The organism is Alloiococcus sp. CFN-8 (genome assembly GCF_049943125.1).
Taxonomy (GTDB): domain Bacteria; phylum Bacillota; class Clostridia; order Clostridiales; family Clostridiaceae; genus JAEXZL01.
This window is the reverse complement of sequence record NZ_CP188040.1, coordinates 257,572-283,201: the sequence shown is the minus strand read 5'-3', so window position 1 is coordinate 283,201 and position 25,630 is coordinate 257,572. Positions and strand designations below refer to the sequence as shown.

Annotated in this window: 27 protein-coding genes; 19 read left to right on the top strand and 8 right to left on the bottom strand. The window is 35.4% G+C overall.

Annotation, left to right across the window (positions count from 1 at the left end; translation table 11 throughout):
- Positions 1–53 precede the first annotated feature (53 nt).
- From ACPWSR_RS01400 to ACPWSR_RS01390, 3 genes are all read right to left on the bottom strand, one after another.
- Positions 54–812, bottom strand: a complete 759-nt coding sequence (locus ACPWSR_RS01400; protein WP_426349909.1) for an amino acid ABC transporter ATP-binding protein — start codon at positions 810–812, stop codon at positions 54–56.
- 16 nt (positions 813–828) lie between these two features.
- Entirely contained in the window at positions 829–1,479 is a 651-nt protein-coding gene (locus ACPWSR_RS01395) for an amino acid ABC transporter permease (RefSeq protein ID WP_426349908.1), read from the bottom strand.
- Between the two features lie 144 nt (positions 1,480–1,623).
- Positions 1,624–2,430: an amino acid ABC transporter substrate-binding protein gene (locus ACPWSR_RS01390; RefSeq protein WP_426349907.1), complete on the bottom strand. Its 807-nt coding sequence runs from the start codon at positions 2,428–2,430 to the stop codon at positions 1,624–1,626.
- 200 nt (positions 2,431–2,630) lie between these two features.
- Between ACPWSR_RS01390 and ACPWSR_RS01385 the strand changes: the two genes are divergently transcribed.
- From ACPWSR_RS01385 to pyrE, 8 genes are all read left to right on the top strand, one after another.
- Positions 2,631–2,774 (top strand): hypothetical protein, encoded by a 144-nt coding sequence (locus tag ACPWSR_RS01385; RefSeq protein WP_426349906.1) that lies wholly within the window; start codon positions 2,631–2,633, stop codon positions 2,772–2,774.
- 209 nt (positions 2,775–2,983) lie between these two features.
- Complete coding sequence (gene pyrB, locus ACPWSR_RS01380; protein ID WP_426349905.1) at positions 2,984–3,907, top strand: aspartate carbamoyltransferase; 924 nt, start codon at positions 2,984–2,986, stop codon at positions 3,905–3,907.
- A gap of 2 nt (positions 3,908–3,909) precedes the next feature.
- The gene (locus tag ACPWSR_RS01375; RefSeq protein WP_426349904.1) at positions 3,910–4,335 is read left to right on the top strand and encodes an aspartate carbamoyltransferase regulatory subunit; all 426 of its coding nucleotides are present in this window, start codon (positions 3,910–3,912) and stop codon (positions 4,333–4,335) included.
- A gap of 15 nt (positions 4,336–4,350) precedes the next feature.
- Positions 4,351–5,559, top strand: coding sequence for a dihydroorotase (locus ACPWSR_RS01370; RefSeq protein ID WP_426349903.1), 1,209 nt, complete (start codon positions 4,351–4,353; stop codon positions 5,557–5,559).
- Entirely contained in the window at positions 5,549–6,409 is an 861-nt protein-coding gene (gene pyrF / locus ACPWSR_RS01365; protein WP_426349902.1) for an orotidine-5'-phosphate decarboxylase, read from the top strand. Before ACPWSR_RS01370 ends, pyrF begins: the two co-directional genes overlap by 11 nt.
- A 22-nt stretch (positions 6,410–6,431) precedes the next feature.
- Entirely contained in the window at positions 6,432–7,193 is a 762-nt protein-coding gene (locus ACPWSR_RS01360) for a dihydroorotate dehydrogenase electron transfer subunit (RefSeq protein WP_426349901.1), read from the top strand.
- A 4-nt stretch (positions 7,194–7,197) separates the two neighbouring features.
- Positions 7,198–8,097, top strand: coding sequence for a dihydroorotate dehydrogenase (locus tag ACPWSR_RS01355; protein WP_426349900.1), 900 nt, complete (start codon positions 7,198–7,200; stop codon positions 8,095–8,097).
- A gap of 82 nt (positions 8,098–8,179) precedes the next feature.
- Entirely contained in the window at positions 8,180–8,752 is a 573-nt protein-coding gene (pyrE, locus tag ACPWSR_RS01350) for an orotate phosphoribosyltransferase (protein ID WP_426349899.1), read from the top strand.
- A gap of 135 nt (positions 8,753–8,887) precedes the next feature.
- On the opposite strand, the gene ACPWSR_RS01345 is transcribed toward pyrE, so the two are convergent.
- The gene (locus ACPWSR_RS01345) at positions 8,888–9,964 is read right to left on the bottom strand and encodes a DUF1611 domain-containing protein (RefSeq protein ID WP_426349898.1); all 1,077 of its coding nucleotides are present in this window, start codon (positions 9,962–9,964) and stop codon (positions 8,888–8,890) included.
- A 237-nt stretch (positions 9,965–10,201) separates the two neighbouring features.
- Between ACPWSR_RS01345 and ACPWSR_RS01340 the strand changes: the two genes are divergently transcribed.
- The 4 genes from ACPWSR_RS01340 to ACPWSR_RS01325 all read left to right on the top strand — a co-directional run bounded on the left by ACPWSR_RS01340 (position 10,202) and on the right by ACPWSR_RS01325 (position 15,919).
- Positions 10,202–11,011, top strand: a complete 810-nt coding sequence (locus ACPWSR_RS01340) for an ion transporter (RefSeq protein WP_426349897.1) — start codon at positions 10,202–10,204, stop codon at positions 11,009–11,011.
- A 100-nt stretch (positions 11,012–11,111) separates the two neighbouring features.
- Positions 11,112–12,716 carry a tetratricopeptide repeat protein gene (locus ACPWSR_RS01335; RefSeq protein WP_426349896.1) on the top strand — a complete coding sequence of 535 codons (1,605 nt, stop codon included), beginning with the start codon at positions 11,112–11,114 and terminating at the stop codon, positions 12,714–12,716.
- 54 nt (positions 12,717–12,770) lie between these two features.
- Positions 12,771–13,832, top strand: a complete 1,062-nt coding sequence (locus tag ACPWSR_RS01330; RefSeq protein ID WP_426349895.1) for an alanine/ornithine racemase family PLP-dependent enzyme — start codon at positions 12,771–12,773, stop codon at positions 13,830–13,832.
- Between the two features lie 83 nt (positions 13,833–13,915).
- On the top strand, positions 13,916–15,919 hold the full coding sequence (locus tag ACPWSR_RS01325; RefSeq protein WP_426349894.1) for an MASE3 domain-containing sensor histidine kinase: 2,004 nt from the start codon (positions 13,916–13,918) through the stop codon (positions 15,917–15,919).
- Positions 15,920–15,994: 75 nt separating this feature from the next.
- Here ACPWSR_RS01325 and ACPWSR_RS01320 read toward each other — a convergent pair whose 3' ends face one another.
- Entirely contained in the window at positions 15,995–17,590 is a 1,596-nt protein-coding gene (locus ACPWSR_RS01320) for a DEAD/DEAH box helicase (protein WP_426349893.1), read from the bottom strand.
- Positions 17,591–17,939: 349 nt separating this feature from the next.
- Between ACPWSR_RS01320 and ACPWSR_RS01315 the strand changes: the two genes are divergently transcribed.
- The 5 genes from ACPWSR_RS01315 (at position 17,940) to ACPWSR_RS01295 (ending at position 22,796) form a co-directional block, all read left to right on the top strand.
- A complete protein-coding gene (locus ACPWSR_RS01315; RefSeq protein WP_426349892.1) occupies positions 17,940–19,322 on the top strand; it encodes a hemolysin family protein in 1,383 nt (460 codons plus the stop codon).
- 317 nt (positions 19,323–19,639) lie between these two features.
- A complete protein-coding gene (locus tag ACPWSR_RS01310; RefSeq protein ID WP_426349891.1) occupies positions 19,640–20,455 on the top strand; it encodes a transporter substrate-binding domain-containing protein in 816 nt (271 codons plus the stop codon).
- Positions 20,456–20,504: 49 nt separating this feature from the next.
- Positions 20,505–21,164, top strand: coding sequence for an amino acid ABC transporter permease (locus ACPWSR_RS01305; RefSeq protein WP_426349890.1), 660 nt, complete (start codon positions 20,505–20,507; stop codon positions 21,162–21,164).
- A complete protein-coding gene (locus tag ACPWSR_RS01300; RefSeq protein WP_426349889.1) occupies positions 21,148–21,873 on the top strand; it encodes an amino acid ABC transporter ATP-binding protein in 726 nt (241 codons plus the stop codon). Before ACPWSR_RS01305 ends, ACPWSR_RS01300 begins: the two co-directional genes overlap by 17 nt.
- Positions 21,874–22,145: 272 nt before the next feature.
- Complete coding sequence (locus tag ACPWSR_RS01295; protein WP_426349888.1) at positions 22,146–22,796, top strand: winged helix-turn-helix transcriptional regulator; 651 nt, start codon at positions 22,146–22,148, stop codon at positions 22,794–22,796.
- A 32-nt stretch (positions 22,797–22,828) separates the two neighbouring features.
- Here the strand turns inward: ACPWSR_RS01295 and ACPWSR_RS01290 are convergent, their stop codons facing one another.
- The 3 genes from ACPWSR_RS01290 to ACPWSR_RS01280 form a co-directional block, all read right to left on the bottom strand.
- Positions 22,829–23,248, bottom strand: coding sequence for a hypothetical protein (locus ACPWSR_RS01290; protein ID WP_426349887.1), 420 nt, complete (start codon positions 23,246–23,248; stop codon positions 22,829–22,831).
- A gap of 24 nt (positions 23,249–23,272) precedes the next feature.
- Positions 23,273–23,791: a YtxH domain-containing protein gene (locus ACPWSR_RS01285; RefSeq protein WP_426349886.1), complete on the bottom strand. Its 519-nt coding sequence runs from the start codon at positions 23,789–23,791 to the stop codon at positions 23,273–23,275.
- A gap of 200 nt (positions 23,792–23,991) precedes the next feature.
- Positions 23,992–24,279 carry a hypothetical protein gene (locus ACPWSR_RS01280; RefSeq protein WP_426349885.1) on the bottom strand — a complete coding sequence of 96 codons (288 nt, stop codon included), beginning with the start codon at positions 24,277–24,279 and terminating at the stop codon, positions 23,992–23,994.
- Positions 24,280–24,463: 184 nt separating this feature from the next.
- Here ACPWSR_RS01280 and ACPWSR_RS01275 point away from each other — a divergent pair, with 184 nt between their 5' ends.
- Both ACPWSR_RS01275 and ACPWSR_RS01270 read left to right on the top strand, forming a co-directional pair.
- Positions 24,464–25,081 carry an NUDIX hydrolase gene (locus ACPWSR_RS01275; RefSeq protein ID WP_426349884.1) on the top strand — a complete coding sequence of 206 codons (618 nt, stop codon included), beginning with the start codon at positions 24,464–24,466 and terminating at the stop codon, positions 25,079–25,081.
- A gap of 235 nt (positions 25,082–25,316) precedes the next feature.
- A complete protein-coding gene (locus tag ACPWSR_RS01270; protein WP_426349883.1) occupies positions 25,317–25,601 on the top strand; it encodes an ATP cone domain-containing protein in 285 nt (94 codons plus the stop codon).
- The last annotated feature ends 29 nt before the right edge of the window (positions 25,602–25,630 follow it).

The window sequence follows — 25,630 nt, the reverse complement described above, 5'->3', positions numbered from 1 at the left end:
ATGCGAACACTTTCTCACTTCTATGGTGCCATCCACATTACGGTTTTCGACATTTATCGCTCTAGGCGGGAGAGGAAGGCCTTGGTTCGGGGGTTCTGTGGGTTGTCTATTATTTCTGAGGGGGGGCCTTCTTCTACGATGAGGCCGTCGGCCATGAAGATGACGCGGTCGGAGACCTTTCTGGCAAATTCTATTTCGTGGGTTACTATGACCATGGTCATGTCTTCCTCTGCTAGGCTTCGGATTACCTTGAGGATTTCTCCTGTAAGCTCTGGATCTAGGGCAGAGGTGGGTTCGTCGAAGAAGAGTATTTCTGGGTTTAGAGCCAGGGCTCTAGCTATGGATACTCTCTGCTGCTGGCCCCCTGATAGCTGATAGGGATAGGCATCCTTTTTATCCTGAAGTCCCATTTTTTCTAGAAGCTTTACTGCATCCTTTATAACTTCATCCTTATTTCTTTTTTGAACTGTAATTGGGGCATCAATGATATTTTTCATTACTGAATAATGAGGGAAGAGGTTGAAATTTTGAAAAACCAGTCCAAAGATGCTTTTTACTTCCCGGAGCTTACGGTCAGGAGCGTAAGTCGCTATTCCATCTTTATCTTCTACTATTTTTTCATTTAAGTAGATTAGTTCACCTTTGTCCATTTTCTCTAGTAAGGTAGCACATCTGAGCAGAGTGGATTTTCCAGAGCCAGAAGGACCTATTATTGATACCACTTCCCCTTTGTTTATTGAAAGAGAAATATCTTTTAATACCATTTGACCATCAAAGGATTTTTTTATATTATTTATTCTTAATACTTCCATAGGTTAACTCCTTATGCTATTTATAGTAGTTTAACTTCTTTTCTATTGACTCCATTATCACTGCTACGATAAAGTTGAAGACATAATAAAATAATCCTGCTGCGGCGAAGGAAACCATTGTCTTTTCAGAGGCAGCGATGGCCTTAGCTACAGTAAACATCTCTGATACAGCTATGGAAAAGGCAAGGGAGGTATCCTTGATTAGTGTTATTACCTCGTTGGTTACAGAAGGAATAACCCTTTTTATAACCTGTGGTAGTACAATTTTTATAAAGGTTTGAGATTTAGAATAGCCAAGTACCTTAGCCGCTTCGTACTGACCCTTAGGTATAGATTCAATTCCTCCTCTATATATTTCTCCAAAATAGGCTGCATAATTTAAAACGAAGGCAATTATAACGGCATACATTCTATAATTATGGGTAATGGGTATATTAAAAACATAGTAGGGACTAAAGTATACTACCAATAGCTGAAGCATAAGAGGAGTTCCTCTCATTATAGAAATATATATCCTCATAAATATATTTAAAGGCTTTATTTTTGAAATTCTTCCTAGGGCAACTACCAGCCCTAAGGGAAGGGATAATACAAGAGTTAAGGTGAAAATCTCTATGGAGGTAACCATTCCCTGGCTGAGCTGCTTTAGCATTACTTCTAGTGACATTGTGCTGCTCCTTTCTTAAGAACTAATAATACTAGTTATATAGGCGATTACTAGCTTGTATAGTATTGTTACTAAAGTTATAATAAAACGCAATAAAGCCTCCACTCCAGAAAGGGAGCGGAAGACCTTTTATTTACCCTTAGCTTATTGTTTTCCTATAATACCAACATCGTAGCCAAACCAGTCATTGGAGATTTTGCTGAAGGTACCATCCTCTACCATTTCTTCGAGAGTAGCTTGTACCTTGTCTCTCAGCTCTGTATTACCAAGGAGGAAGCCTACTCCATATTGTTCTTCTACTATAGGCTCTTCTAAAATTATATATTCATCTTCTTTTCCTTCTATCTGATACTTAGCAACACCTATATCCATAGCTATGGCATCTATTGATCCAGCCTCCAACTCCATAAATGCTGTGTTATAATCCGCTCTAGTCACTAATTCCTTAAAAGAAGCGGTCAACTCTTTGTAATCATCTTCTTCTAAAGCGTGAAGCGCTGCAGAGTCTGCCTGAGCAGTAACTATCTTTCCTTTTAGGTCATCAAAGGTGGTTATATTGGAAGAAGTCTTAACTACAAAAACCTGGCTGTTGTCCATATATGGGACTGTCCAAGTATAATCGTCCTCACGGCCATTGATAGTAAAGCCATTCCAGATGCAATCTATTGCCTTTGAGGAAAGCTCTAAATCCTTTGAATCCCAATCGATTGGCTGAAGCGTAAGCTCTAGATCCATTCTTTTTGCAGCTTCTTTGGCTAAGTCTATATCAAAGCCTGTAAATTCTCCATCGTCACCAACATAACCATAGGGTGGAAAATTTTGATCAAAGCCTACGGTCAAAGTGTTTTTTTCAGAGTCCTGTCCATTATTTTTATCACTGTTTCCTGAGCAACCTGCTAATAATGTCAGAGTAGTTATCATAGAGATTGCTGTAATTATTATCTTTTTCATATCATATGCTCCTTCTCAATTATTAATATCACGTTATTATAGTAACACGTTAATTTGATAAAGTAAATAGCTTTTTTATAAATAAAAATAATTTTGTGAAAATTATATTTTATGAGTGAATAAAGCAACTATGAAGAATATATTTGTAAAGTATAATAACCTCTGATTAGTAGAAACTAAAAGGAGAAGGAGGGATTGCTATGGCCACTGGATACTCAAATAAAGAAGGTTTTGAGATAGCAAATATTGATAATAAGGATAAAGAAAGGCTAACTGACCTAGAACATAAGTTTAAAAGCGAAACGGGAAAAGATATTGTTCTTATAGCCTGGGAAAAGAAATAGGCATACAGGTCTGACCTTTGTTGACTTGAAATATGATCTATGATAATATTAAGAAAATACCTTTAATAAACCCTGTGAGGTTTAAAGGAACGCGTAGATAATTTATAATTAAGCTTATCAGGATAATTACGCCTTCCTTTAGGAAGGCGTTTTTTATATGTAAAAATCACCTTTAATCTAGTACTGAGAGACTAAGAAGGAGGACTATTATGTTAAAAGGAAGACACCTTATTGATCCGATGGATTTTACTAAAGACGAAATCCAAGAAATATTTGACCTCGCCAAGGAGATTATGGAAGCTCCTGAAAAGTACCATAGACTTTGTGAGGGCAAGCTTCTGGCTGCTTTGTTTTATGAACCAAGCACTAGGACAAGATTTAGCTTTGAAGCTGCTATGCTGAGATTAGGAGGAAGGGTTATAGGCTTTTCAGAGCCAAACTCTAGCTCAGTATCAAAAGGAGAGAGCATTGCAGACACTATAAGAACCATAGGCTGCTATGCTGATATAGCAGTTATGAGACATCCTAAAGAAGGAGCACCTAGGGTCGCTTCTATGCACTCAGAAATTCCTGTTATTAATGCTGGAGACGGAGGTCATCAGCATCCCACTCAAACCTTAACAGATCTTTTAACCATTCTAATGGCAAAGGGAAGCCTATCAAATCATAGGATAGGCCTTTGTGGAGACCTAAAATTTGGTCGAACCGTTCATTCCCTTGTAAAAGCCTTATCAAGATATCCCAATAATAAATTTATTTTAATATCACCGAAAGAGCTTAGAGCTCCTGACTATGTGATTAAAGAATCCTTAGAAAAAAATAATATAGAATATTTGGAAGTAGAAGAAATAGAAAATGTCATAGAAGAATTAGATATACTTTACATGACTAGGGTTCAGAAGGAAAGGTTCTTTAATGAAGAGGACTATATAAGACTGAAGGATCGCTTCATCCTTGATGGTAATAAGCTGAGAAATTCTAAAAAGGATATTATAGTGCTTCACCCCCTGCCCAGAGTTAACGAAATTGCATATGAAATAGATAAAGATCCTAGAGCCTATTACTTTAAACAAGCTAAATACGGTATGTATGCAAGGATGGCCTTGATAGCAAAGCTTTTGGGGGTGGCATAATAATGTTAGAGATAAATAGTATCAAAAACGGTATTGTAATAGATCATATCAAAGCAGGAGTAGGAATAAAGCTTTTTAATTATCTTGGACTTGATAAAGCGGATTTTACAGTTGCTCTTATTATGAATGCTAACAGCAACAAGCTGGGAACAAAGGATATTATCAAGGTGGAAAGTAATATAAAGATAGATTATACAGTGTTAGGCTTTATTGATCCTAACATAACCATAAATGTAGTGGAAGAAGAGAATATAGTAAAAAAGACTAAGCTTAAGCTTCCTGCGAAAATTAAAGATGTTATTAAGTGTAAAAATCCACGCTGCGTCAGCTCCACAGAAGCAAATATCACTCACCGCTTTTACCTAGTGGATGATAGTACAGGAGAATATCGATGCGAGTACTGTGATAATTCTTACGAGCATATTTAAAAAGGGGTGAGTGATATGAATTTACTTATCAAAAATGCAAAAATTGTGGACTACTCTCAAAGCTTTACGGGAGATATTTATATAGAAGATGGAATTATAAAAGAAATTGGCTATTCCCTCACTAAGGATTGTAAGGTCTTAGATGCCGAAGGGAAAACTTTGATGCCTTCCTTCATAGACACTCATGTACATTTTAGAGATCCTGGCTTTACTTATAAGGAGGATATTCTAACAGGAAGCAGGGCTGCAGTAAGGGGTGGCTTTACAGCAGTTAACTTGATGGCAAATACAAAGCCTGTGGTTAGCTCCATGGAAACGGTGAACTATGTTCTAGAAAAAGCAAAAAAATACACACTTATAGATGTTCATCAGTGTGTATCAATAACTCAAGGCTTTGATGGAGAATCCTTAGACCATCTCGATGAAATCACCTCTGCCGTAAGAATTATTACGGAGGATGGGAAGGAAGTAATGGATTCTAAGGTGATGCTGGATGCCATGGCAAAGGCAAAGAAAAAGAATATCACTGTTATGTGTCATTGTGAAGACCACAGCCTCTCCAGCGTAGATATGAGACTTGCTGAAAATTTTATGACCTGGAGGAACATAGCCCTGGCGGAGTTTACCGGCTGCAAGCTTCATCTGGCCCATGTGAGCACCAAGGAAGCCATTGAGTACTGTATAGAAAGTAAAAGGAGAGGAAGCGGAATAACCTTTGAGGTAACTCCTCATCACCTGGTTCTAAATAAGGAAGTAAATGATTATAGAGTAAACCCTCCAATAAGAGAGGAAGAAGATAGGCAAGCTATCATAAAAGCCATAAAGGATGGCTATGTGGACGCAATAGCAACGGATCACGCCCCTCACACAAGAGAAGATAAGGAACAAGGAGCACCGGGGCTTACAGGGTTAGAAACTGCTTTTTCCCTGTGCTATACAGAGCTTGTTAAAGGTGGACATATTACTCTAAACAGATTATCAGAGCTACTATCTAAAAGGCCAGCTGAAATAGTAGGGTTTCAAAAAGGCAGAGTTGCACTGGGCTTTCACGGGGATTTAGTTCTAGTAGATTTAGATAAGGAGTATACAATCAATCCAGAAGGCTTTTATTCTAAGGGTAAGAATACCCCATTTAAAGGCTATAAGGTGTATGGGGAAATACTTAAGACTATAAAAGAAGGCAGGATAGTATATTCAAGGGAGAGTGGCTGCAGTGATAATTGATAAGCTATATGAAAGAGTGCAGAAGAGAGGACATGTAACCTTAGGGTTAGATACGGATATATCTTATATTCCAGAGGACTTTTTCAATAAATACACCTCCATGGAAGAGGCGCTAGTAGCCTTTAATAAGAGAATCATCGATGCTACCTGGGATGTAGTTGCGACCTATAAGGTACAGATAGCTTACTATGAAGCCTTAGGCCTCCAGGGGCTCAGTGCCTATAAAAGAACTTTAGACTATATTAGAGAAAAGGATGTTATTCTTATAGGGGATGTAAAAAGGGGAGATATAGCTAAAACAGCAGAAATGTATGCAAAAGCTCATTTTGAAGGGGATTTTCAGTGCGATTTCATCACCTTAAATCCCTATATGGGTCTGGACACCTTAGAGCCCTTCCTTCCTTATTTCAAAAATAAAAACAAGGGAGCCTTTATACTCATCAGAACTTCAAATCCTGGAGCAAAGGATATACAGTATATTGAAGATAAAGAGGGAAGAAGAGTATATGAGGCTGTAGGGGCAAAGGTAAATGTGCTTAATGAATCTCTAAAAGGAAGCTGTGGCTATGGTCCTATAGGGGGAGTTGTGGGCTGTACCCACAGAGAAGAAGGAAAGAAGCTTAGAGATGAGCTAGATAATATGTTTTTCCTTATACCGGGCTATGGAGCTCAAGGGGGTAAAGCTGAAGATGTGGCTTTATATTTAAGAGATGGAAATGGAGGAGTAGTAAATTCCTCAAGAAAAATTTTATTAGCCTATAAGGATAATCCTGAAGGTGGCAAGACTTTTGAGGAATGTGCAAGGGAAGAGGCTATAAGAATGAGGGATGAAATATTAAGCAGGCTATAGATTATTATCTGGAGGTGTTAACATGGGAAAGGCGAGCTATCAATCCTGCAGGGTTATTGAGAATAAGGAGATTGCAGAAGGAGTTTTCAAAATATGTGTTAAAGGAAGCTTCAATGCTGCTCCAGGACAGTTTTTTATGGTGAGAGCCTGGGAGGAGGAACCACTCCTTTCAAGGCCAATCAGCCTCCACAGAGTAATAGGCGATGAATATTATTTTTTATATCAGCTAGTGGGTAGAGGGACAGAGCTTATAAGGAAGCTTTCTCCTGGAGAAGAGCTAAGGGTTATGGGACCCTTAGGCAATGGCTTTCCCGTAGAGGAGCTTCAAGGGAAAATAGCTATAGTAGCTGGAGGCATAGGTATTGCACCCTTTGAAGAGGTGGTTTATAAGCTTAAGGAAAATAAAAAGGTTACTTCTATTGAGGTTTATGCAGGCTTCAGAAAAGAAGTTTATGGTCTATCAAATATTGAAAAAAATGTCCAAAAGCTTACCATAACCACAGAGGATGGGAGCAGTGGAAGAAGAGGATATGTAACCGATGGATTAGATTTGGCTTCTTATGATACGGTTTTATGCTGTGGACCTGAAGTGATGATGAATAAGGTGGTGAACCTTTGTAGGGAATTAAAGGTGAGAAGCTTAATATCTACTGAAAAAAGAATGGCTTGCGGTCTAGGAGCCTGCTTCGGATGCACCTGCAAAACCAACATGGGAAATAAAAGAAGCTGTGTTGATGGCCCCGTATTTAAGGGAGAAGATTTAATATTAGATAGTAGGAGTTGAAGATATGCTTGAGGTAACTGTCTGTGGTGTTAAGCTTAAAAATCCGGTAATTGCGGCTTCAGGAACCTATGGCTTCGGAGAAGAGTTTAGGAGCTTTTATAATCCTTCTGAGCTAGGCGGGATAAGCTGCAAAGGGCTTACGATAAATAAAAAGGAAGGAAATGAAGGGATACGAATTTATGAAACTAAGTCAGGGCTTTTAAATAGTATAGGACTTCAGAATCCAGGTGTAGAACATTTTATCACTCACGAATTAGAGAATATGAAAAAGCTTTCTACAGCAATAATCGCAAATATGGGCGGGGGAACCTTAGAGGATTATGTCAGGGGAGCAGAGCTTCTCAGCGGTGCAGATATTCAGATGCTGGAGCTTAACATATCCTGCCCAAATGTTAAGCAGGGAGGAATGGCCTTTGGAATAAAAGAAGAGGTGGCTTATGAGGTTGTTAGGCAGGTTAAAGGAGTTTGTAAGAAGCCTCTTATAGTAAAGCTATCACCCAATGCTGAAAATATAGTGGCAATGTCAGAAAGGTGCTGCGCAGCAGGAGCTGATGGATTATCCCTTGTTAATACCTTTAATGCCATGGCCATTGACATAACCAAGAGAAAGCCAGTATTTAATAACGTCACTGCAGGCTTATCGGGGCCAGCTATTAAGCCCATAGCCTTAAGAATGGTATATGAGGTAGTTAAAAATGTAGATGTACCGGTAATCGGTATGGGAGGTATTACTACCTGGCAGGATGCTGTTGAATTTATTATGGCAGGGGCTACGGCAGTACAGGTAGGCACTGCTAACTTTATGAACCCCTATGCCTGTATAGACATAATAGAGGGGATTAAAAGCTTTATGGAAAGAGAAAGAATAAAGAGCCTGGAGGAAATAAGGGGCTGCATTTTATAGCTGATCAAGCTTATATAAGAATAAATTGATTATTTTGCTCAAGCTTATATATGAATAAAACAATTATTTGGAGGGATATTTGATGGTAGAAAGCAATGTTATAGATATTTTAAAAGCCTGTGGAGCTTTATTAGAGGGGCACTTTCTCCTTTCCTCAGGAAGGCACAGTGATAGATACTGCCAATGTGCAAGACTTCTGCAGTATCCTGATCAGGCTGAAAGGGTAATAGCTATTTTAAAGGAAAACTTAAAGGGTGTGCCCTTTGATTTAGTTGTAGGCCCTGCCATGGGAGGTATAATTGTGGCTTATGAGCTGGGAAGGCAGACAGGAAAAGCAGCTTTATTTACAGAGAGAGTTAACGGTGAAATGGCTCTAAGAAGAGGCTTTGAGATTAAAAAGGGACAAAGAGTACTGATAGCTGAGGATGTAGTGACCACAGGAAAGTCCTCCCTAGAAACAGCTAAGGTAATAGAAAGCTTTGGGGCACAGGTGGTTGGAATAGGTTGTATTGTTGATAGAAGCACGGGAAGCTCACCTCTGCCAGTATATAGTGCTGTAAAGCTTGAGATTTCAAGCTACTTAGAAGAGGATTGTCCTTTATGCAGAGAGGGAATCCCCTACATCAAGCCTGGAAGCAGGGAGCTAAAAAAATAACTTGAGCTATAGAGTTTGAGAAAATATAAAGTATAAAAAGAGGACTCAGTATAAAATTTTTTATAATCTAGTCCTCTTATTTATAATAAATTATTCTAAAATCCTTCATAGAAATGCGTACTTCTTATACATTGATTATACTGCCGAAAGCTTTTTATTTAGATTAAAGGTTTTTATAATAGTGTTTGTTATCTTCTTAGGACTATTTAAAAGTACATCCTCTACAGGAAGCTTATGCTTTAGCTCTGCTTTCTTTATTTCTGAAGCTACCTCTGTAGGAAGCATATTCTCATGATTAATAGTAAGAGCAATTACTGGTTTTTTAGATAAAAATTCAATAAGCTCAATCTCACTTTTTGTAGTAGGAACATCAATAAATTCAAAGTCTACCCTTTGTTTTCTTTTTGGTGCATATTGAAGAATAAAGGCATCAGGCCTTCCTCCTTTTATTATACCATAGGAAGAAAGATAGGCTTCGTGACTAACAGAGCTCTGCCCTTCAATTAATATAATATCAGGGTTTTCAGTTTCGAAAGCCTCTACTACTGAAGCTTCAATTTCACCCACTACATACTGGGAATTTATCACATCTATAGGAACTCCATATTTAGCACCTTGAAGTATACCAGTTTGTCCTGTGGCAACAAAGGCTGCTTTTAAGCCCTGAGCTTTTAGACTATTAACTAACTCCATACAGGTGGTTCTTTTGCCTATGGCACAGTCTAAGCCAAGCACAGCTACTACTGGGCAGGTAACCTTCTCAATAGCTCCTGAAAAAAGCTTAAGCTCTGTCACAGGCTTAGGTTTTCGGATGTCATAGATAGCAACCTCTGACTCTAGGGCTAAGTTGTTTAAGCTATCATTATCTGTTAGATATATAGGTAGACCATTTACTATTGACATGCCTGCAGTCATAGCTTCTTTTATGGCTTTCATGAAATTATCTGGAATATAGCTTTCTGCAAGAGCAGCTCCAATAATAAAGTATTTAGGAGCTTCTTTTATGTTTACTAAAGCATCTTGTATATCTTTGTATATAGGTATGTAATTTTTTACACCATCGAGATATTCACCAGCATCTAATCCGGCCTTTGTACTATCGATTATTCCAAGTATTTTATACTTTTCTGAAAACCTTACCAAACCATTGGCTACTTTTCCATCACTCTCGCCAAACAATCCCTCACAATATACTATTGCATTATTTTGCATATTAAGTCCTCCCTTTTAAGTTATAATCTTATATAAATTATATATCATTATCAATCGCCATAAATTTACAGTGTATTAACAAAATATTACCTTTTTATAAATGTTTTTATTCGATAGAAATAGTAAGATTAAAGAGAATTACAATATAAAAATTTAATGCTGAAGTTTAAAAATAACAAAATAAGTTATCTTTATAATTTGATTAAGTTAAATTTGTAAAAAGTCTGAGGTGAAAGAGTGGAAATTAACATAATAAAGAAGAAAATATTTAAAATCATAGATGTAAATTCAGAGGATACTGCCGCTGAGAAGGTGTTTAACTATATTCTGGCATCGGTAATAATTTTAAGTGTTATAGTTATGTTTGCAGAGACCTTTAACAACATTAGTCCAATAGGAAAAAGAATAATTAACACAATTGAAATAGCAGTAGTAATTATATTTACCATTGAATATATTCTGAGATTTTATACAGCAGATATATTATATCCCTATAAAAACCCTATAGCTTCTAGATTGAAGTACATGATATCTTTTATTGCAATAATAGATTTGTTGGCTTTTCTTCCCTTTTATTTAGCTACAGTCTTTATAATTGATTTAAGGGTTTTTAGGTTTGTAAGAGTACTTAGAATATTTGGTATCCTTAAGATACATAGGTTTACCGATGCTTTAGGCTTTGTAAACAGGGCTATAGGGAGAAAAAAAGATCAGCTCTTGTCATCGCTTTTTGTAGTTTTTGTCTTGATGATTATGGTGTCTGTAATAATGTTTTATATTGAAAATCCTGTTCAGCCAGAGGTTTTTAAGAATGGTTTCTCTGGGCTCTGGTGGGCAATAGTGACTTTAACGGCTGTAGGCTATGGAGACATATATCCAGTGACTTTTTTGGGACAAGTTCTTGGTTCTATAATATCTATTTTAGGTATAGGTCTTGTGGCTGTACCAACTGGAATAATTAGCAGTGGTTTTACAGAGGAGCTAGAAGAGGAGAGAAGGGCAAGGGAGAAGGCGCATAAAGAGAAAGACATAGAAGTTAAAGAATAAAAGGAATAGATAACTAAATATATTTAAAAGAGCAGTTTCTAATATATAACTACATAAGGTATAATGTAACTTAGTAGATTTATCTAAGGAGGTGAGTTCTTTGAAGATAGCAAAGAATATATTAGGTGCTTTGGCATTATATTTAATTTTACTTTTATTATATTTAGCTATTATCTATAACTTAAACAGAGAAGGCTTAGGAAATGCTATTTTCATCAGCCTTATATTTACCTTCTTACTTGTTATTGCCGTGATTTATAGAATAACTGTGAGGAAGAAAAAGTTTTTAATATTTCAGGATAAAATAGGTCTAGTAGCTTTGGTAACATCTATTCTTTTAGCCTTTGCTACTCAGTCTATAGCTACCATGGGAATAGAGCTACTGCTTAATAAGTATGTAAGCACTTACAGTATCAAGGAGGACATAACAGTAAAGGACTTATATGAGTATTTTAAGAATGAGGTTACTTATAGTGATAATTTTCTAGAAAAGAGATATGATAATATTTCTATCCTTTATACAGAAGAAGGAAAGATGATATTACCTTATGTGAAGGAAATAATAGATTTCACGGAAGAGGATTTAAGAAATATTTTAGGTGATGTAAGACTTAATGAGCTCGTTCTTCAATTTGATTATAGCTATGATATCTTCAGTCAAAAGTTTCAGGGAGAAAGCTATCCTTCAGCTGTTTACTCCAGTTATAAATCTAATAGTCTTGAGTCCACAATCAATTATCCTGTAAGCGACTACTTTTATGATATCTTAAACTCCTCTTATTTTGTAAATAATTTAAGACATGAATATGCCCATTACTATACAGATACTCTCTTAAAAAATAATGGAGGAGATATAACTCTTCTTCCCTACTGGTTTTCTGAAGGTATAGCAACTTATATTGCATCAAGAGAAAATGCTTTTACCAGCTATGGTGATGAAATAATACCCTTTGAGAATATGGAAAGCTTTGAAGAATGGGACAATACATCCTCAAGACAGCCTGCCTATTATCAGGTATTAAATACAATACAGTACTTAGTGTATCTAAAAGGGGAGGAAGTATTAAAGGAAATTATCTCAGAGGTTCCTAGATTAGGCTTTAATGAAGCCTTTAAGCTGTCTGTAGGTATTAGTGTGAAGGATTTTGAAAAGGAATTTACATCCTTTATGATAGACTCATCTGTAGGAAATGAGGAGTATATAAGCTATGATACGTCCATGACTCAGGGATTTATAGCTTTAGATACTAGACTCAAGGCCTTAGTAGCATATATTAAAGAAAATCCTGAAGGCTATGAACCCTATAGAAGTGCATTGAAATTTTCTAGACTTCTCAAGGACTGGGATACCTATAAGGCTCTTTATGAGATGCTTATTGAGGTTGAGCCAACGAGAGCTAGTAATTATGACATATTATCTAGGCTGGTTGCTGCTGAAGATATTGATAAGGCACTGGAGCTCAGTGAGAAAGCTGTGGAACTGGATAGCAGCTATGAAGATAGTTATATTGAGCTTTTAGAGCTTAAGATAATCAAAAATACCAGTAATGGCCATAGAAGGCTTTATGAGTTTTTGATAGAATCTGAATTTTTTTCAGATGCAGAGAAGCTGATGGTTATTGAGGGTGTACTGGAAGAGGAAAATGAAGATTTAGAGGGGAGAGAGCTTCTCCTGGAGCTTCAAGAAAAGCTGCAGATAGAATAAGCAAGTAAGTATAGATAACTTAAATATAAATGGTTTATTAAGGAGAATATGACTATGAGATATCCGGCAATAGAAATAGACCTAAAAAAGTTACAAGATAATGCCAAGAGGCTTATGAGCTTTTGTGAAGAAAAGGGAATCGAGCCTGTTGCTATAACTAAAGTTTTTTGTGGAGATATCAGAGCAGTAAACAGCCTTCTTAAAGGTGGAGTAAAGATCATTGGAGATTCTCGCCTGGAGAATTTTATAAATTACAAGGAGCTTCCCTGTGAGAAGCTCCTTGTGAGGATTCCAATGCTATCAGAAATTAAGGAGGTAGTAGAATATTGTGATATAAGTTTAAACTCTGAAACAGCAACCTTAGAGGCTCTTTCCGAGGCTGCTTTGGCCAGGGGGATAAAACATAGGGTAATACTTATGGTTGAGCTAGGAGATTTAAGAGAAGGATTTCTTCCAGAAGACATACCCATGGCAGTAGAGAAGGTAAATGATTTACAGGGGCTTATATTAGAAGGAATAGGAGCAAACCTTACTTGCTATGGAGGAGTGCTTCCTGATGAAGCTAATCTTAGCATTCTTACAAAGCTAAAGAGTTTGCTTCAAGACAATATAGGTGTAAAGGTTAACATGGTGTCAGGAGGAAACTCCAGCAGTCTTCACCTGATATTTAAGGATAAAATGCCTGGGGGAATTAATTCTATTAGATTGGGAGAAGCACTTATTTTAGCTAGAGAGACAGCCTATGGAAAGAAGGTTGATGGCCTTCATGATGATGCCTTTATCCTGAAAGGAGAGATTATAGAAATTAAGGAAAAAAACTCTGTTCCCAGTGGAACCGTTGGCCGTGATGCCTTTGGAAGAGTTCCTAAATTTGAGGACAAGGGTATTATTAAAAGGGCTATTATTGCTTTAGGGAGACAAGATGTGCACCCGGAGGATTTAGTTCCCATAGAAGAAGGACTTGAAATTTTAGGTGCAAGCAGCGATCATATGCTTCTGGAGCTTACTTCAAAGGCAGGAGATTATAAAATTGGTGATATAGTGAGCTTTTCATTAAATTATGTGGCACTACTTAATGTGATGAATTCACCTTATGTACATAAAGAGTATAGATAATCTTATAAAACATAAATTTATGAAGGAATTCAAAGTATTCTGTCGAAAATATCTTATAAGTTTATGTTTGGGGTGAGTTAGCAATGTATGCAGGGATAAAAAATAAAGTTTTTGATATTTTTAATTTACCAATGGTTATTATTGCAGGTACATTACTCCCTGTTTCATTTTTATTAGGTAATTATAATATTAAAATGTTCCACTTCCTGAGCGAAATAATAATAGTTTTGCTGTTATTCAGCATTGCCATCGTTACAATTAGTTCCTCTGACATTAATAAGAATCCATGGTTCAGATTTTTAGGTGTGTGTTTTTCTGTAGTGGTACTGTTTGAGTTGTTTCATATTATGTTTTCTGAAGAGTTACTCATTTTCGGTGGGACAAATCATTCAATTTCTTATTTCTTTGATATAGCTGAAAGCTATGTAGCATCCTTTGCGGTTTTGATCTTTATATGTTTATGCCATAGAAATTGTAATACTTTAAAGGTAACTTATTATTTTTTTATAATTCCTGTAGCTTTACTAATCATGATTGAGCTCAATTTAATGCCCTTCCTCCTATCTCCTAATAGCTATGGGTTTAATACTGTTGGTGAGTTTAGTATAATCTGTTTAAATATTCTTGCTCTGATAGTTATACATTTAAGAAAAAGTGATTTTTCCCTGGATATTAGATGTTATATAGGCATGGCTTTAATTTTTGACATATATTCAAAGATTTTTTTGATATTTAATTGGCAACATTATAATATATCATATATCCTGTATCTTTATTTTAAAGCCATGGGCATGTATATGATATATGCTATTATATTGAGAAAAACTTTGCTTCAGCCGGTTGGTATGATGAACGAAGAGTTATACAAGCAAAACCTGGAGTTAATTGCTTCACAAAATCTCATTAAAGAGAGAGAAAGATTATATAGGAAAGTTATTGAAAAGATACCTGCACCGATTTATTTGAGCAAAGAGGGAAGGATAGAATTTGTTAATAATTCTATGGTAAGTCTACTAAAGGCTGATTCGCCGGAAGCGTTGATAGGTATGGATGTACAATCTTTAGTACATCACTCCTCTTTAAATCAGATTCTTAAGGCAGTAAGTGAAGCCAAGGATGATAATCCCGTAATAGCTTTCCCGGAAAAAATAGTTGATTTTAATAATAATATTTTGGACGTAGAATTTACATGCCTTCCTGTAGAGAGCTCAAATGGTTATTTTAGAATGGTATTATTTACAGATATGACAGCAGTTAAGAAGTCAGAGTCCATGGCAGCTGCTTTAGAGGAAGCAAAAGAAAATGAAAGATTGTATTCGGAGTATTTTGCTAATCTTTCTCATGAATTCAGAACTCCCATTAATGTAATTTACAGCTCTTCTCAAATGATTAGCTTATATTCAGATAAGGGTTCTATTGAAAAAATTGTTAATTATAATAACATCATCAAACAGAATTGCTATAGGATATCAAAGCTTGTAAATAACATAATAGATTCCAGCAGGATAAATGAAGGCTTTTATAGAATAAATCCCGTTATGGTTGACTTTATTTCACTGGTAGAGGATACCGTAGCCTCTGTTTCTCCATTTATCCAGGATCACGACGTGGAGATAATATTTGATACAGAAGTGGAGGAGCTTCCACTATACTGTGATCCAGATAAAATTGAAAGAATTATATTAAATCTATTATCTAATGCTGTAAAATATAAAAAAGATGGTGCCGGGAATATAGAGGTGAATATTTATATTCTGGACAATGATATGGTAGAGATTTCTGTGAAGGATAACGGAAAGGGAATACCAAAAGAAAAAGTTGAGATTTTATTCAGTAGATTTATGAAGGTTGATAAATCCTTTACTAGAAATCAAGAGGGTTCAGGACTAGGACTGTGTATAGTTAAATCCTTAGTAGAGCTTCATAAGGGCGTTATATCAGTTCATAGTGAAGTGAATGTAGGCAGCGATTTTAGAATAAAGCTTCCTATTATAAATTCTGGTGAACCCTTATATGAGGATAGAGTTATTAAAACTAAGAGCATAGATGAAAAGGTAAGGATAGAGTTCTCTGACGTATTTTTATAAAATGAATCAATGTAAATTAAATAACCGCCCTGTGTACCATTAGAAGATACACAGGGCGGTTATTTATGTAGAAGCTTATTTTTTCTTTCTTGGTGAAGAAGATTTCTTACCATTAGATACTTCTATTTTTACTTTTCTATTACCCATCTTTTTGCCGCTGGATTTTTTAAGTATCATGTCTAATGCCTTTTCACTGACATCTACAAAGGAGAACTTCTCCATGATATCTATATCTCCAACTAAGTCTTTGCTCACATTAGCTGTATCATTAAAGAACTGTAATATACTCTTAGCGTTAACCTTATCCATTCTTCCTACAGTGAGGAATAATCTAACGTAATTATTATCTGCACCTAAGGAGTGCTCAGTATATTCAAAGCTGATCTCCTTGCTGTAAACCATCTGCATCAGAGCAGCAGCTACATCAACAAGATTATATTCCTCGTCTAGCTCCTGTATTAATGGGAGGAATTTCTTATATTCCTCTGCTGCAAGAGTTTCGTTAACCCTATTTATGATATTGTTGTACTTGCTAGAGAAAATATCGTCTATAGTAGGTAGTTCTTTTCTTTTAATCCTACTCTTAGTGTATTTTTCAATCTGCTTTAAGGTCATATATTCTCTTGGAGTTACAAGAGAATAAGCAATACCAGTTTTATTGGCTCTTCCTGTTCTTCCGATTCTGTGTACATAGGACTCGATATCCTGTGGAATATCATAGTTTATAACATGAGAAATATTTTCTACGTCTATACCTCTAGCAGCTACATCGGTAGCAACTAAGAACTCTATTGTACCATCTTTGAACTTTCTTAAGGTGTTAAGTCTGAGATTCTGGCTTAAATCTCCATGCATACCTTCTACGTTGTAGCCTCTTCTTTGGAGGGATTCTACAAGCTCATCAACACCACGCTTTGTGTTACAGAAGATAATTGCACTGGAAGGCTCATCAACATCTAATATTCTGCAGAGAGACTCAAATCTATCCTTGTGCTTTATCTCGAAATAGTATTGATCTATAGTTGAAACTGTCATAGTGCTTTTAACTATAGATATGTGCTTAGTGTTATCCTTCATGTACCTCTTAGAAAGTTTTCTTATCTCCTGAGGCATTGTAGCAGAGAATAAAAGAGTCTGTCTATCGCTGTTGGAGCTTTTAATTATCTCTTCAATATCATCAATAAAGCCCATATTAAGCATTTCATCAGCTTCATCAAGAACTAAGAATTTTATACTGTCTAAATGAAGAACATTTCTTCTTATAAGGTCTAGAATTCTTCCTGGAGTTCCAACTACTATGTCTATTCCGTTTCTCAAAGCTCTTATCTGTCTATCAATCTGTTGTCCGCCATAAACTGGAAGTAATCTTATTCTAGTGTGCTTAGCTATACGAGCAAGCTCGTCATTAACTTGTATAGCAAGTTCTCTGGTAGGAGTGAGTATTATTGCCTTTACTCCTGAAGCTCTTCTGTCAAGCAAGCTTAATATTGGTGCACCAAAGGCTAGAGTTTTACCGGTACCTGTCTGTGCCTGACCGATAGCATCAACACCTTCTAAAATAACAGGAATAACCTCCCCTTGAATCTGAGATGGCTCTTCAAAGCCCATATCATCGATGGCTGCTAGTATATCCTTGTTAAGTCCTAAATCATAAAATTTCATTGAATTCATTTACTACCTCACTTTTTTTATTATCAAATACTAATAATGTATATTATTTACTATTGAACAACTTACTATACCATAGTATTTTAATCTATGCAAGAAAACATTTTGTTAAGAGTATTGAGTGTAGTCCGTAAGTTCTAGAGTATACATTTTAAATGAAATAAAACAAATACTAAATCCCATAAAAATATAATAGCTAATGATTGTATAATACTTGTGAATTATTGATTAAGAATCCCTTAATCTTGAGGAAAAAATATATCTCAGCTTTAAAATGATGGTATAATTTATTCACTTATAAAAATAGATTTTATATGATAAAATTTTTAATTTTGTAGCGAGGTGTTGTTAATTGGAAGGTATAGTACCACAGCTTATATTGGTGGCAGTTTTGACTCTTGTAAATGCTTTTTTTGCCGCAGCTGAAATGGCTTTTGTCTCAATAAATAATAATAGAATAAATATATTAGCTGCCCAGGGGGATGTAAAGGCTCAGCTCCTTCAGAGGGTGCTAGAGGAACCCACAAAGCTCTTGTCTACCATACAGGTAGGTATTACATTGGCAGGCTTTTTTTCCAGTGCTTCTGCCGCCACAGGAATAGCTGGACGCCTATCGAATACTTTAGAAGGAAGGGTTCCTTATGCCTATCAAATTTCTTTAATAATAGTAACTTTGATTCTATCGTATTTTACCTTAGTTTTTGGGGAGCTTTTTCCTAAGAGGCTTGCTTTGCGGAACGCCGACAAGATTGCTATGGTAGCTATAAGACCTGTGGTGTGGACATCAAAGATAGCTCTTCCTTTTATAAAGATATTATCCGGTTCTACTAATCTTTTGGTAAGGCTTTTTGGTCTTGATTCAGAGAATCTAGAGGAGAGAGTCACGGAAGAAGAGATAAGAGCTCTTATTCAGGCAGGGGAAGAAACAGGAGTGATTAACACTGAAGAAAAGAACATGCTAGAAGGGATTTTTAACTTCGATGATATAATAGCAAGACAGATAATGATACCCAGAAGAGAAGTTTTTATGATAGATATTCAAGATAGCACTGAGGAAATAGTTGATAGCCTTCTGGAAAGCCAGTATTCACGAATTCCTGTATATGAGGATTATTTAGATAATATCATAGGTGTTATATATGTAAAGGATCTTTTTAGAAGCATCAGAAAAGAAGGCTTTGACAAAGTAAATATTAGAGAGCTTATAAGAGAAGCTTATTTTGTTCATGAAACTAAGAATATTGATAAACTCTTTACGGAGCTTAAGAGCAATAAAGTACATATGGCTATATTGGTAGATGAGTATGGTGGCTTCTCTGGTATTTTAACCCTTGAGGACTTAATTGAAGAAGTAATGGGAAATATATCTGATGAATATGATGAAAATGATGAGTATATACATAAGATAGATGAGTTTAATTATACTATCAAGGGGATTGTTCCTCTTGAGGATTTTAATAGATATTTCCATCTCAATGTTCAATCCAATAATGTTGAATCCCTGGGAGGATATATTGTTGAAAGACTTGGAAGGCTGCCAAAGGTTAAAGAGCAGATTTCAGTGAAGAATGTAGTATTCACCGTGGAAGGTTTAAAGCATAATAGAATAGATAATCTCAGGATGACCTATAATTCTCCTAAGCATAAAAATAAGGCTAATAGAGAAAAACAGGATGATAAAAAAGCTCAAGCAATAAAACCAGAAATTAAACAGATGGATAACGAAATACAATAAATGCAAATATATAATTGTAATTATATATTTGGAAGGGTAGAGAGAGACAAAAATAGCTATCATAGAAACAGCTCTGCAGAAAGCAAAGGTAGGGCTGTTTTTCATATGGATTAATATATGTTGAATAACTTTTATTATGTAAAATTATACATTTAACAAATTAGAGATAAAAGAGGAGTTCTTTCTAAATAGTTATCATAGTAAAGGTTTACTTGAGAAAAATTAATAAATATTTCGAAAATACTTGCATAAAAATGTATACAAGATGTATAATTATACATAAATAAATTATATATGTAAATTGAGGAGAGATAATTATGATTAAGGGATTATTAAAAAAATCTATAGCAATTTTAACCGTTGGAATACTTACTGTTTCCCTTACTGCATGTTCTAAAGGTGGAACTACAGTAGAAGATATAACCAGTGCTAAGAAGCTTGTAATAGGTACAAGCGCTGATTTTCCACCTTATGAGTTTCACAAAGAAATTAATGGAAAAGATACAATAGTAGGCTTTGATATAGCTATTGGACAGGCGATAGCAGAGGAGCTGGGAGTAGATGTGGAAATAAAGGATATGGATTTTGACGGCTTATTAGCAGCCCTTTCTGCTGGAACTATTGATGTGGTAATGGCAGGGATGAATCCAACTCCAGAGAGAGAAGAAAGTGTTGATTTTACAGATATTTATTATTATGCTGAGCAAACAGTTTTAGTAAGAGCTGAAGATGCAGATAAATATACAAGTGTTGATTCCCTTGCTGGATTAAAGGTAGCTGCTCAAAAAGGAACTATACAGGAGAGCTTGGTTACAGAACAGATTGACGGTGCAGAAGTGGTAGCTTTAGCAAAGATTCCTGATTTAGTTCTTCAATTAAAGAGCGGTAAGGTAGAGGCTATAGCTGTAGAGAGTGCTGTTGCAGAATCCTACGCTAAGGCTAATAGTGATTTAGTCGTTGGTTCCTTCCAGTTCGAGGTTGCAGAAGAGGAAAAAGGAGCAGCTATAGCTGTTAAAGAGGGCTCCGATGAGCTTATAGAAAAGCTTAATGAAATACTGGCAAAGCTTATTAAAGAAGGTAAGATCGATCAGTTCGTTGTAGAAGCCAATGAAATGGTTGAAGTTGAAGAATAAAAAATAAAAATGTTAACATGCAAAAATGTTTAAAGGAATAGGAGATATTATGGATTTCAGTTTTCTATCTAGATACCAGGGGTTTTATATAAGCGGTGCCAAGCTGACCCTCTATCTTGCGTTTTTCTCAGTGTTATTTGGTACGATACTTGGGCTTGTGTTAGCTTTACTAAAGCTTTCAAAAATAAAAGCATTAAATTTTATAGCCTCAGCCTATATAGAATTTTTTAGGGGAACTCCAATCCTAGTGCAGCTGTACATTATATACTATGGTCTTTATGCCATTGGATTAAATCTTCCTGACAATGTAGCTGGAATAATAACACTATCAATAAATAGTGCTGCTTATGTTGCTGAAATTATTAGAGCAGGTATTAGTGCTGTTGATAGTGGACAGACAGAAGCAGGAAGAAGCCTTGGATTAACAGGTGCTGAAACCATGAGGTATATCGTGATACCTCAAGCCTTTAAAAATATACTGCCAGCCTTAGGGAATGAATTTATAACTATAATAAAGGAATCCTCTATCGTTTCGGTAATAGGTATCCATGAGCTCATGTACAATGCAAACACTGTAAGAGGAAATACTTTTAAGCCTTATGAACCGCTTATAGTTGCTGCTGTAATATATTTTGTTATCACCTTTACCTTATCTAAGGTTTTGGGTATCTTTGAAAGGAGGCTGAAGGTAAGTGATAAAAATCAGTAATTTGCATAAAGCCTTTGGAAAGCTTGAAGTCCTTAAGGGTATTGATGAGGAAGTGAGAAAAGGAGAGGTGCTGGTGATAATTGGACCAAGTGGTTCAGGGAAAAGTACCCTTTTAAGATGCATGAATCTCCTGGAAGCGCCTTCTCATGGTAATATACTATATAAGGGTGAAGATATAACCAAAAAGGGAGTTAATGTAAATAAGGTTAGAGAAAACATGGGAATGGTTTTTCAGCATTTCAATTTATTTCCTCACATGACTGTTCTGGAAAATATAACCCTTGCACCAATGAAGGTTAGAAATAAAACTAGGGAAGAAGCTGAAGAGATAGCTTATAAGCTTTTGAATAAAATTGGACTACAGGATAAGGCCAAGGAGTATCCTAACAAGCTCTCAGGGGGGCAGAAACAGAGAATTGCTATTGCTAGAGCACTTGCAATGGAGCCAGAGGTAATGCTTTTCGATGAGCCTACCTCAGCTTTAGACCCTGAGATGGTTGGTGAGGTTTTGAATGTTATGAAGGATCTGGCCTCAGAAGGAATGACTATGGCAGTGGTAACTCATGAAATGGGTTTTGCTAGAGAAGTGGCTGATAGGGTGATATTTATGGATGAAGGGGTTATAGTAGAAGAAGGAACTCCTGAAGAAATATTTTTTAATCCTAAGAATCCTCGTACAAAAGATTTTCTCGGCAAGGTACTACATTAATATACAAAATTCTCGCTGTGTAGATTATAAATGAATAAATTTATCTTTTTAAAAATAACTTAAATATATTGTTAAGTTTATGTAAACAAAAATGTTGGTCGTTTATAACAAATAAACGATCAACATTTTTATATAATTAAATATTTTTTTGATGAAAGTGCATAATATATTCATATTATTATGATAGTATAAGGGTGTAAATTCATACTAAAGAGGAGGATTTTATGGTACCCACACAGCGACTTCTAGTGGTAGACAGAGAGAGAAAAACAGTGGATTTAATAGAAACACATTTGTTGAGAGAAGGATATACCGTATATAAAGCCTACTCGGCAGAAGAGGCCTCAGGAATTTACAGTATGCTTGAAATAACCCTCATAATAATGGAAGAATGTTTGATAAAATCATTTAAGGAAAAATTAGTAGAAATTAATAAGTTTGATGTTTCAGCGCCTATTATAGCACTTAAGGAAGGTGACTATGAAGAAGACTCTCAGGAAGAAGCTGAGGGAGAAAAGGATGGATTTATTATTAAACCGTTTATCCCTAGGCTTTTAGTGGCTAAGGTAAACTCGATTGTTAAGAATATTGAAGACAAAAAACAAGATATACAGCAAATACTCAGCTATAACGGTGATGAGTTATATATTGACTTTAATGCAAAGCTGGTCAAGAAAAGAGGAAATAAGGTTAATCTTACTTTAACAGAGTATAGAATACTGAAGTTATTGGCAACTAATCCTAATAAGGTATTTTCTAGAGAGGAAATATTGGAGATGGTTATGAAGCATGGATATGATGGTTATGACAGGGTCATAGACTCACATATCAAGAACCTTAGAAGTAAGATTGAGGAAAATTCAAGGAATCCGAAATATATTGTTACGATACATAAAGTAGGATATAAATTCCTAGGGGCATAAAAAGGGCAGGTTTGGGAACCTGCCTTTTTTCTTTATTTTCTTAAAGCTGCAATTATACTCTTTACTACTTCTACTCCCAAGGTGATATATTCTGTGAGGAGATCAGCCTTTTCAGTGATATCTAAGGTTGTCTTACTAACAGCCGCTCCCACCACATCTACTGTATCTGTAACAGTATCTACACTGCCTTTAACCTCAGAAACTACTGAGTTTATATTCTCTACAATTTCTGGAACCTTGTCCGTGGTTTCTTCGATATTCTTGCTTATCTTAGGCAGAGTTGAAATGACTTTACTTATATCCTCAGAGTTTTCCGATACTAATTTATTTATGCCTTTAACTGTAGCTGAGATGTTTTTTAAAGCTATAATTAGATAAACTATTAATGCTGCAACAAGGAAGAACAAAAGTATATACAAAAGATCTGTTAAAGTGATTGTTATGTTGTCCATATTTTCACCTAAGGTAAAATCAGACTATTTAAGGTCTGATTTTACGTCCTTAACTGTTTTGTATAAGTCATCTTTAGTTTCCTTCACATCATCAGCAACTACTTTACCATCATATTCTAAGGTATCTGCAGCCTTCTTTACCTTATAGGAGTAATCTTCAATTTCATTATCTTCTTCCGACATTGTGCTTTTTGCATCGGACTTTACTTCATGAGCCTTTTCTTTAATAACCTCACTGAGCTCTTCTTTAACTTGTTGGCCTTGTGCTTTCATTGTATCGATTTTTTCTTTTCCTTCTTCTACAGTGTTTTTTACCTGCTCTTTTATTTCTTCTGCTTTGTATTTCAGATTGTACAGGGTGTCATCATAGCCCTTCTTTAAATCCTTTCTAAGATCCTCACCCTTTTTAGGAGTAGTTAATGCTACTGCAGCAGAACCAATAGCTGCTCCTAAGCCAACTAAAGCTAACTTTTTGATTCCTTTTTTTCTCTCCATACGTCTTTTTTCTTTTTTTACTTTGTCTAATAAATCGTTATATATCATAATACTCCTCCTAACAAAATTTGTATTTAATTTCCTTCTTGTGTTAATTATAGGTAGGGAGAAATGAATATACAATGAGTTATCCCTATATTTAATAATAGATTTACAGCCTGTTAAAGTCTTTGGCTACTTGTTCATGAATCGTTTGTTTTTTGTGTTTTTTAATAAAAGTGACCTAATTAAGGTCACTTAAATAATTGTTATACTGTAGTATCTTGTGTGTTTAGAGTGATGTAGCTATCTTGACTTGCTTCAGCTTTTGTAGATGCTAAATTTTCAGGGAAGGTCTCTACGGTGATATCTACTTCTCCTTCATCATTCATATAGCTCTCATTATTGTCATAATAAAAGCTGCTTCTGTTTAATAGACTAATTATTGCTAGAGTAGCAGCAGAACCGACAAGAGCTCCAATAATCATGGCATTTGTAACTTTTCTTCTCTCGTTGATTCTATAAAAATAGTTCATCAATAATATCATTCCCTTCATAGTACATTCTCCTTTATCAGCTAGCTATAGTCACATTCTTAGTATTTCTGGATGAAAGATAAATATACTAGCTTTATAATGGTAAGGATTATACAATAGGACTGGCTTATGATGATTTTTTTTGTGATATAATATAACCAGGATATTCAAAAGATAATTAGATAATAATGCAAGGAGTGTTACCATGGATAGCAGAAATAGGTTGAAGGATATAAAAGAGCTTGCTGCCACAAAGTTTTTAAGCTTATATGATATGAGTTATATTAATAAGGTTGGAAAATTAAAAAGCTGGACTATGGCCTCAAGAAAAAACTTATCAAAGCTTAAGGAGCAGCATTTTAATGGGAAGGATGAAGGCTTAGATGCTGTAGTAATTTGTGCTGTTCATGAAGAAGAACAAAAGCTAGTTTTGATAAAGCAATTCAGAGTTCCGGTTAATGATTATATGTATGAGCTTCCAGCAGGTCTTATAGATGAAGGAGAAGATTTATATTCAGCCTTAAAAAGAGAACTAAAGGAGGAAACAGGTCTTACTTTAGGAAAAATTGATAGCAGCAGAAGAATAACTCCAGTTTATGCCTCTGGTGGAATGACTGATGAATCCCTGGCTATTGTATTCTGTAGCTGCTCTGGAATGGCTACCAATGAATTTTTGGAGGAGGACGAAGATTTGGAGGTTGTGATGGTTACTCAGGAGGAGGCTTCTAGACTTCTAGAGGAAGGTGTTAAAATGGATGCAAAGGCTTACCTGGCTTTGGAGCTGTTTTCTGCTGTGGGAGTAAAAATATTAAAAAGTTTATAAAAATATGTTTTACAATCGTTACAGTTAGGTATATAATAATATTGTAACCATAGAAGTTATAGCACCTAAAGGTGCTTATTATTGCACGGGTTTTTAATATGAAATTGGGTTTCTAAAAAGCAGAGTTAATTCTCTGCTTTTTAATTTTCTATTAAATTAATAAAAGCTTAAAAGACTATATAAATCTTATCTACATTTTCCTTATATAATCAAGGTATTATAAGGAGGGAATGAGATGATAGTGATAAAAAGGGACGGAAGTAAGCATAACTTTGATTCATCAAAGATTAAGGATTCCATTAATAATACAGCTAATAATAACAATACTCCTCTTCAGCAGAGTGAAGCTAATTCTATAGTAAACGTTATAATATCTCGAATCTTTAATTATTATTCTGGAGAAATAAAGTCTTCAGAGGTAAGAGGAATTATTATAGAAGAGTTAAAGAGTGGAGGTTTTACTGATCTCGCAGCTGCTTATGAAAGTGGTAGCTTATTACCTAAAAAGCCTAGTCTATAAAAATTGTGGAATTGTTAAAAAGTGGTATA

Excerpts from the sequence above, each read along its gene's own strand:
- ACPWSR_RS01285 (WP_426349886.1), bottom strand. The coding sequence starts at position 23,791 with ATGATATATAACGATTTATTAGACAAAGTAAAAAAAGAAAAAAGACGT.
- ACPWSR_RS01290 (WP_426349887.1), bottom strand. The coding sequence starts at position 23,248 with ATGGACAACATAACAATCACTTTAACAGATCTTTTGTATATACTTTTG.
- ACPWSR_RS01400 (WP_426349909.1), bottom strand. The coding sequence starts at position 812 with ATGGAAGTATTAAGAATAAATAATATAAAAAAATCCTTTGATGGTCAA.
- ACPWSR_RS01305 (WP_426349890.1), top strand. The coding sequence starts at position 20,505 with ATGGATTTCAGTTTTCTATCTAGATACCAGGGGTTTTATATAAGCGGT.
- ACPWSR_RS01360 (WP_426349901.1), top strand. The coding sequence starts at position 6,432 with ATGGGAAAGGCGAGCTATCAATCCTGCAGGGTTATTGAGAATAAGGAG.
- ACPWSR_RS01345 (WP_426349898.1), bottom strand. The coding sequence starts at position 9,964 with ATGCAAAATAATGCAATAGTATATTGTGAGGGATTGTTTGGCGAGAGT.
- ACPWSR_RS01270 (WP_426349883.1), top strand. The coding sequence starts at position 25,317 with ATGATAGTGATAAAAAGGGACGGAAGTAAGCATAACTTTGATTCATCA.
- ACPWSR_RS01275 (WP_426349884.1), top strand. The coding sequence starts at position 24,464 with ATGGATAGCAGAAATAGGTTGAAGGATATAAAAGAGCTTGCTGCCACA.
- ACPWSR_RS01375 (WP_426349904.1), top strand. The coding sequence starts at position 3,910 with ATGTTAGAGATAAATAGTATCAAAAACGGTATTGTAATAGATCATATC.
- ACPWSR_RS01280 (WP_426349885.1), bottom strand. The coding sequence starts at position 24,279 with ATGAAGGGAATGATATTATTGATGAACTATTTTTATAGAATCAACGAG.
- ACPWSR_RS01330 (WP_426349895.1), top strand. The coding sequence starts at position 12,771 with ATGAGATATCCGGCAATAGAAATAGACCTAAAAAAGTTACAAGATAAT.
- ACPWSR_RS01395 (WP_426349908.1), bottom strand. The coding sequence starts at position 1,479 with ATGTCACTAGAAGTAATGCTAAAGCAGCTCAGCCAGGGAATGGTTACC.
- pyrB (WP_426349905.1), top strand. The coding sequence starts at position 2,984 with ATGTTAAAAGGAAGACACCTTATTGATCCGATGGATTTTACTAAAGAC.
- ACPWSR_RS01390 (WP_426349907.1), bottom strand. The coding sequence starts at position 2,430 with ATGAAAAAGATAATAATTACAGCAATCTCTATGATAACTACTCTGACA.
- ACPWSR_RS01385 (WP_426349906.1), top strand. The coding sequence starts at position 2,631 with ATGGCCACTGGATACTCAAATAAAGAAGGTTTTGAGATAGCAAATATT.
- ACPWSR_RS01320 (WP_426349893.1), bottom strand. The coding sequence starts at position 17,590 with ATGAATTCAATGAAATTTTATGATTTAGGACTTAACAAGGATATACTA.
- ACPWSR_RS01310 (WP_426349891.1), top strand. The coding sequence starts at position 19,640 with ATGATTAAGGGATTATTAAAAAAATCTATAGCAATTTTAACCGTTGGA.
- ACPWSR_RS01370 (WP_426349903.1), top strand. The coding sequence starts at position 4,351 with ATGAATTTACTTATCAAAAATGCAAAAATTGTGGACTACTCTCAAAGC.
- pyrE (WP_426349899.1), top strand. The coding sequence starts at position 8,180 with ATGGTAGAAAGCAATGTTATAGATATTTTAAAAGCCTGTGGAGCTTTA.
- ACPWSR_RS01325 (WP_426349894.1), top strand. The coding sequence starts at position 13,916 with ATGTATGCAGGGATAAAAAATAAAGTTTTTGATATTTTTAATTTACCA.
- ACPWSR_RS01355 (WP_426349900.1), top strand. The coding sequence starts at position 7,198 with ATGCTTGAGGTAACTGTCTGTGGTGTTAAGCTTAAAAATCCGGTAATT.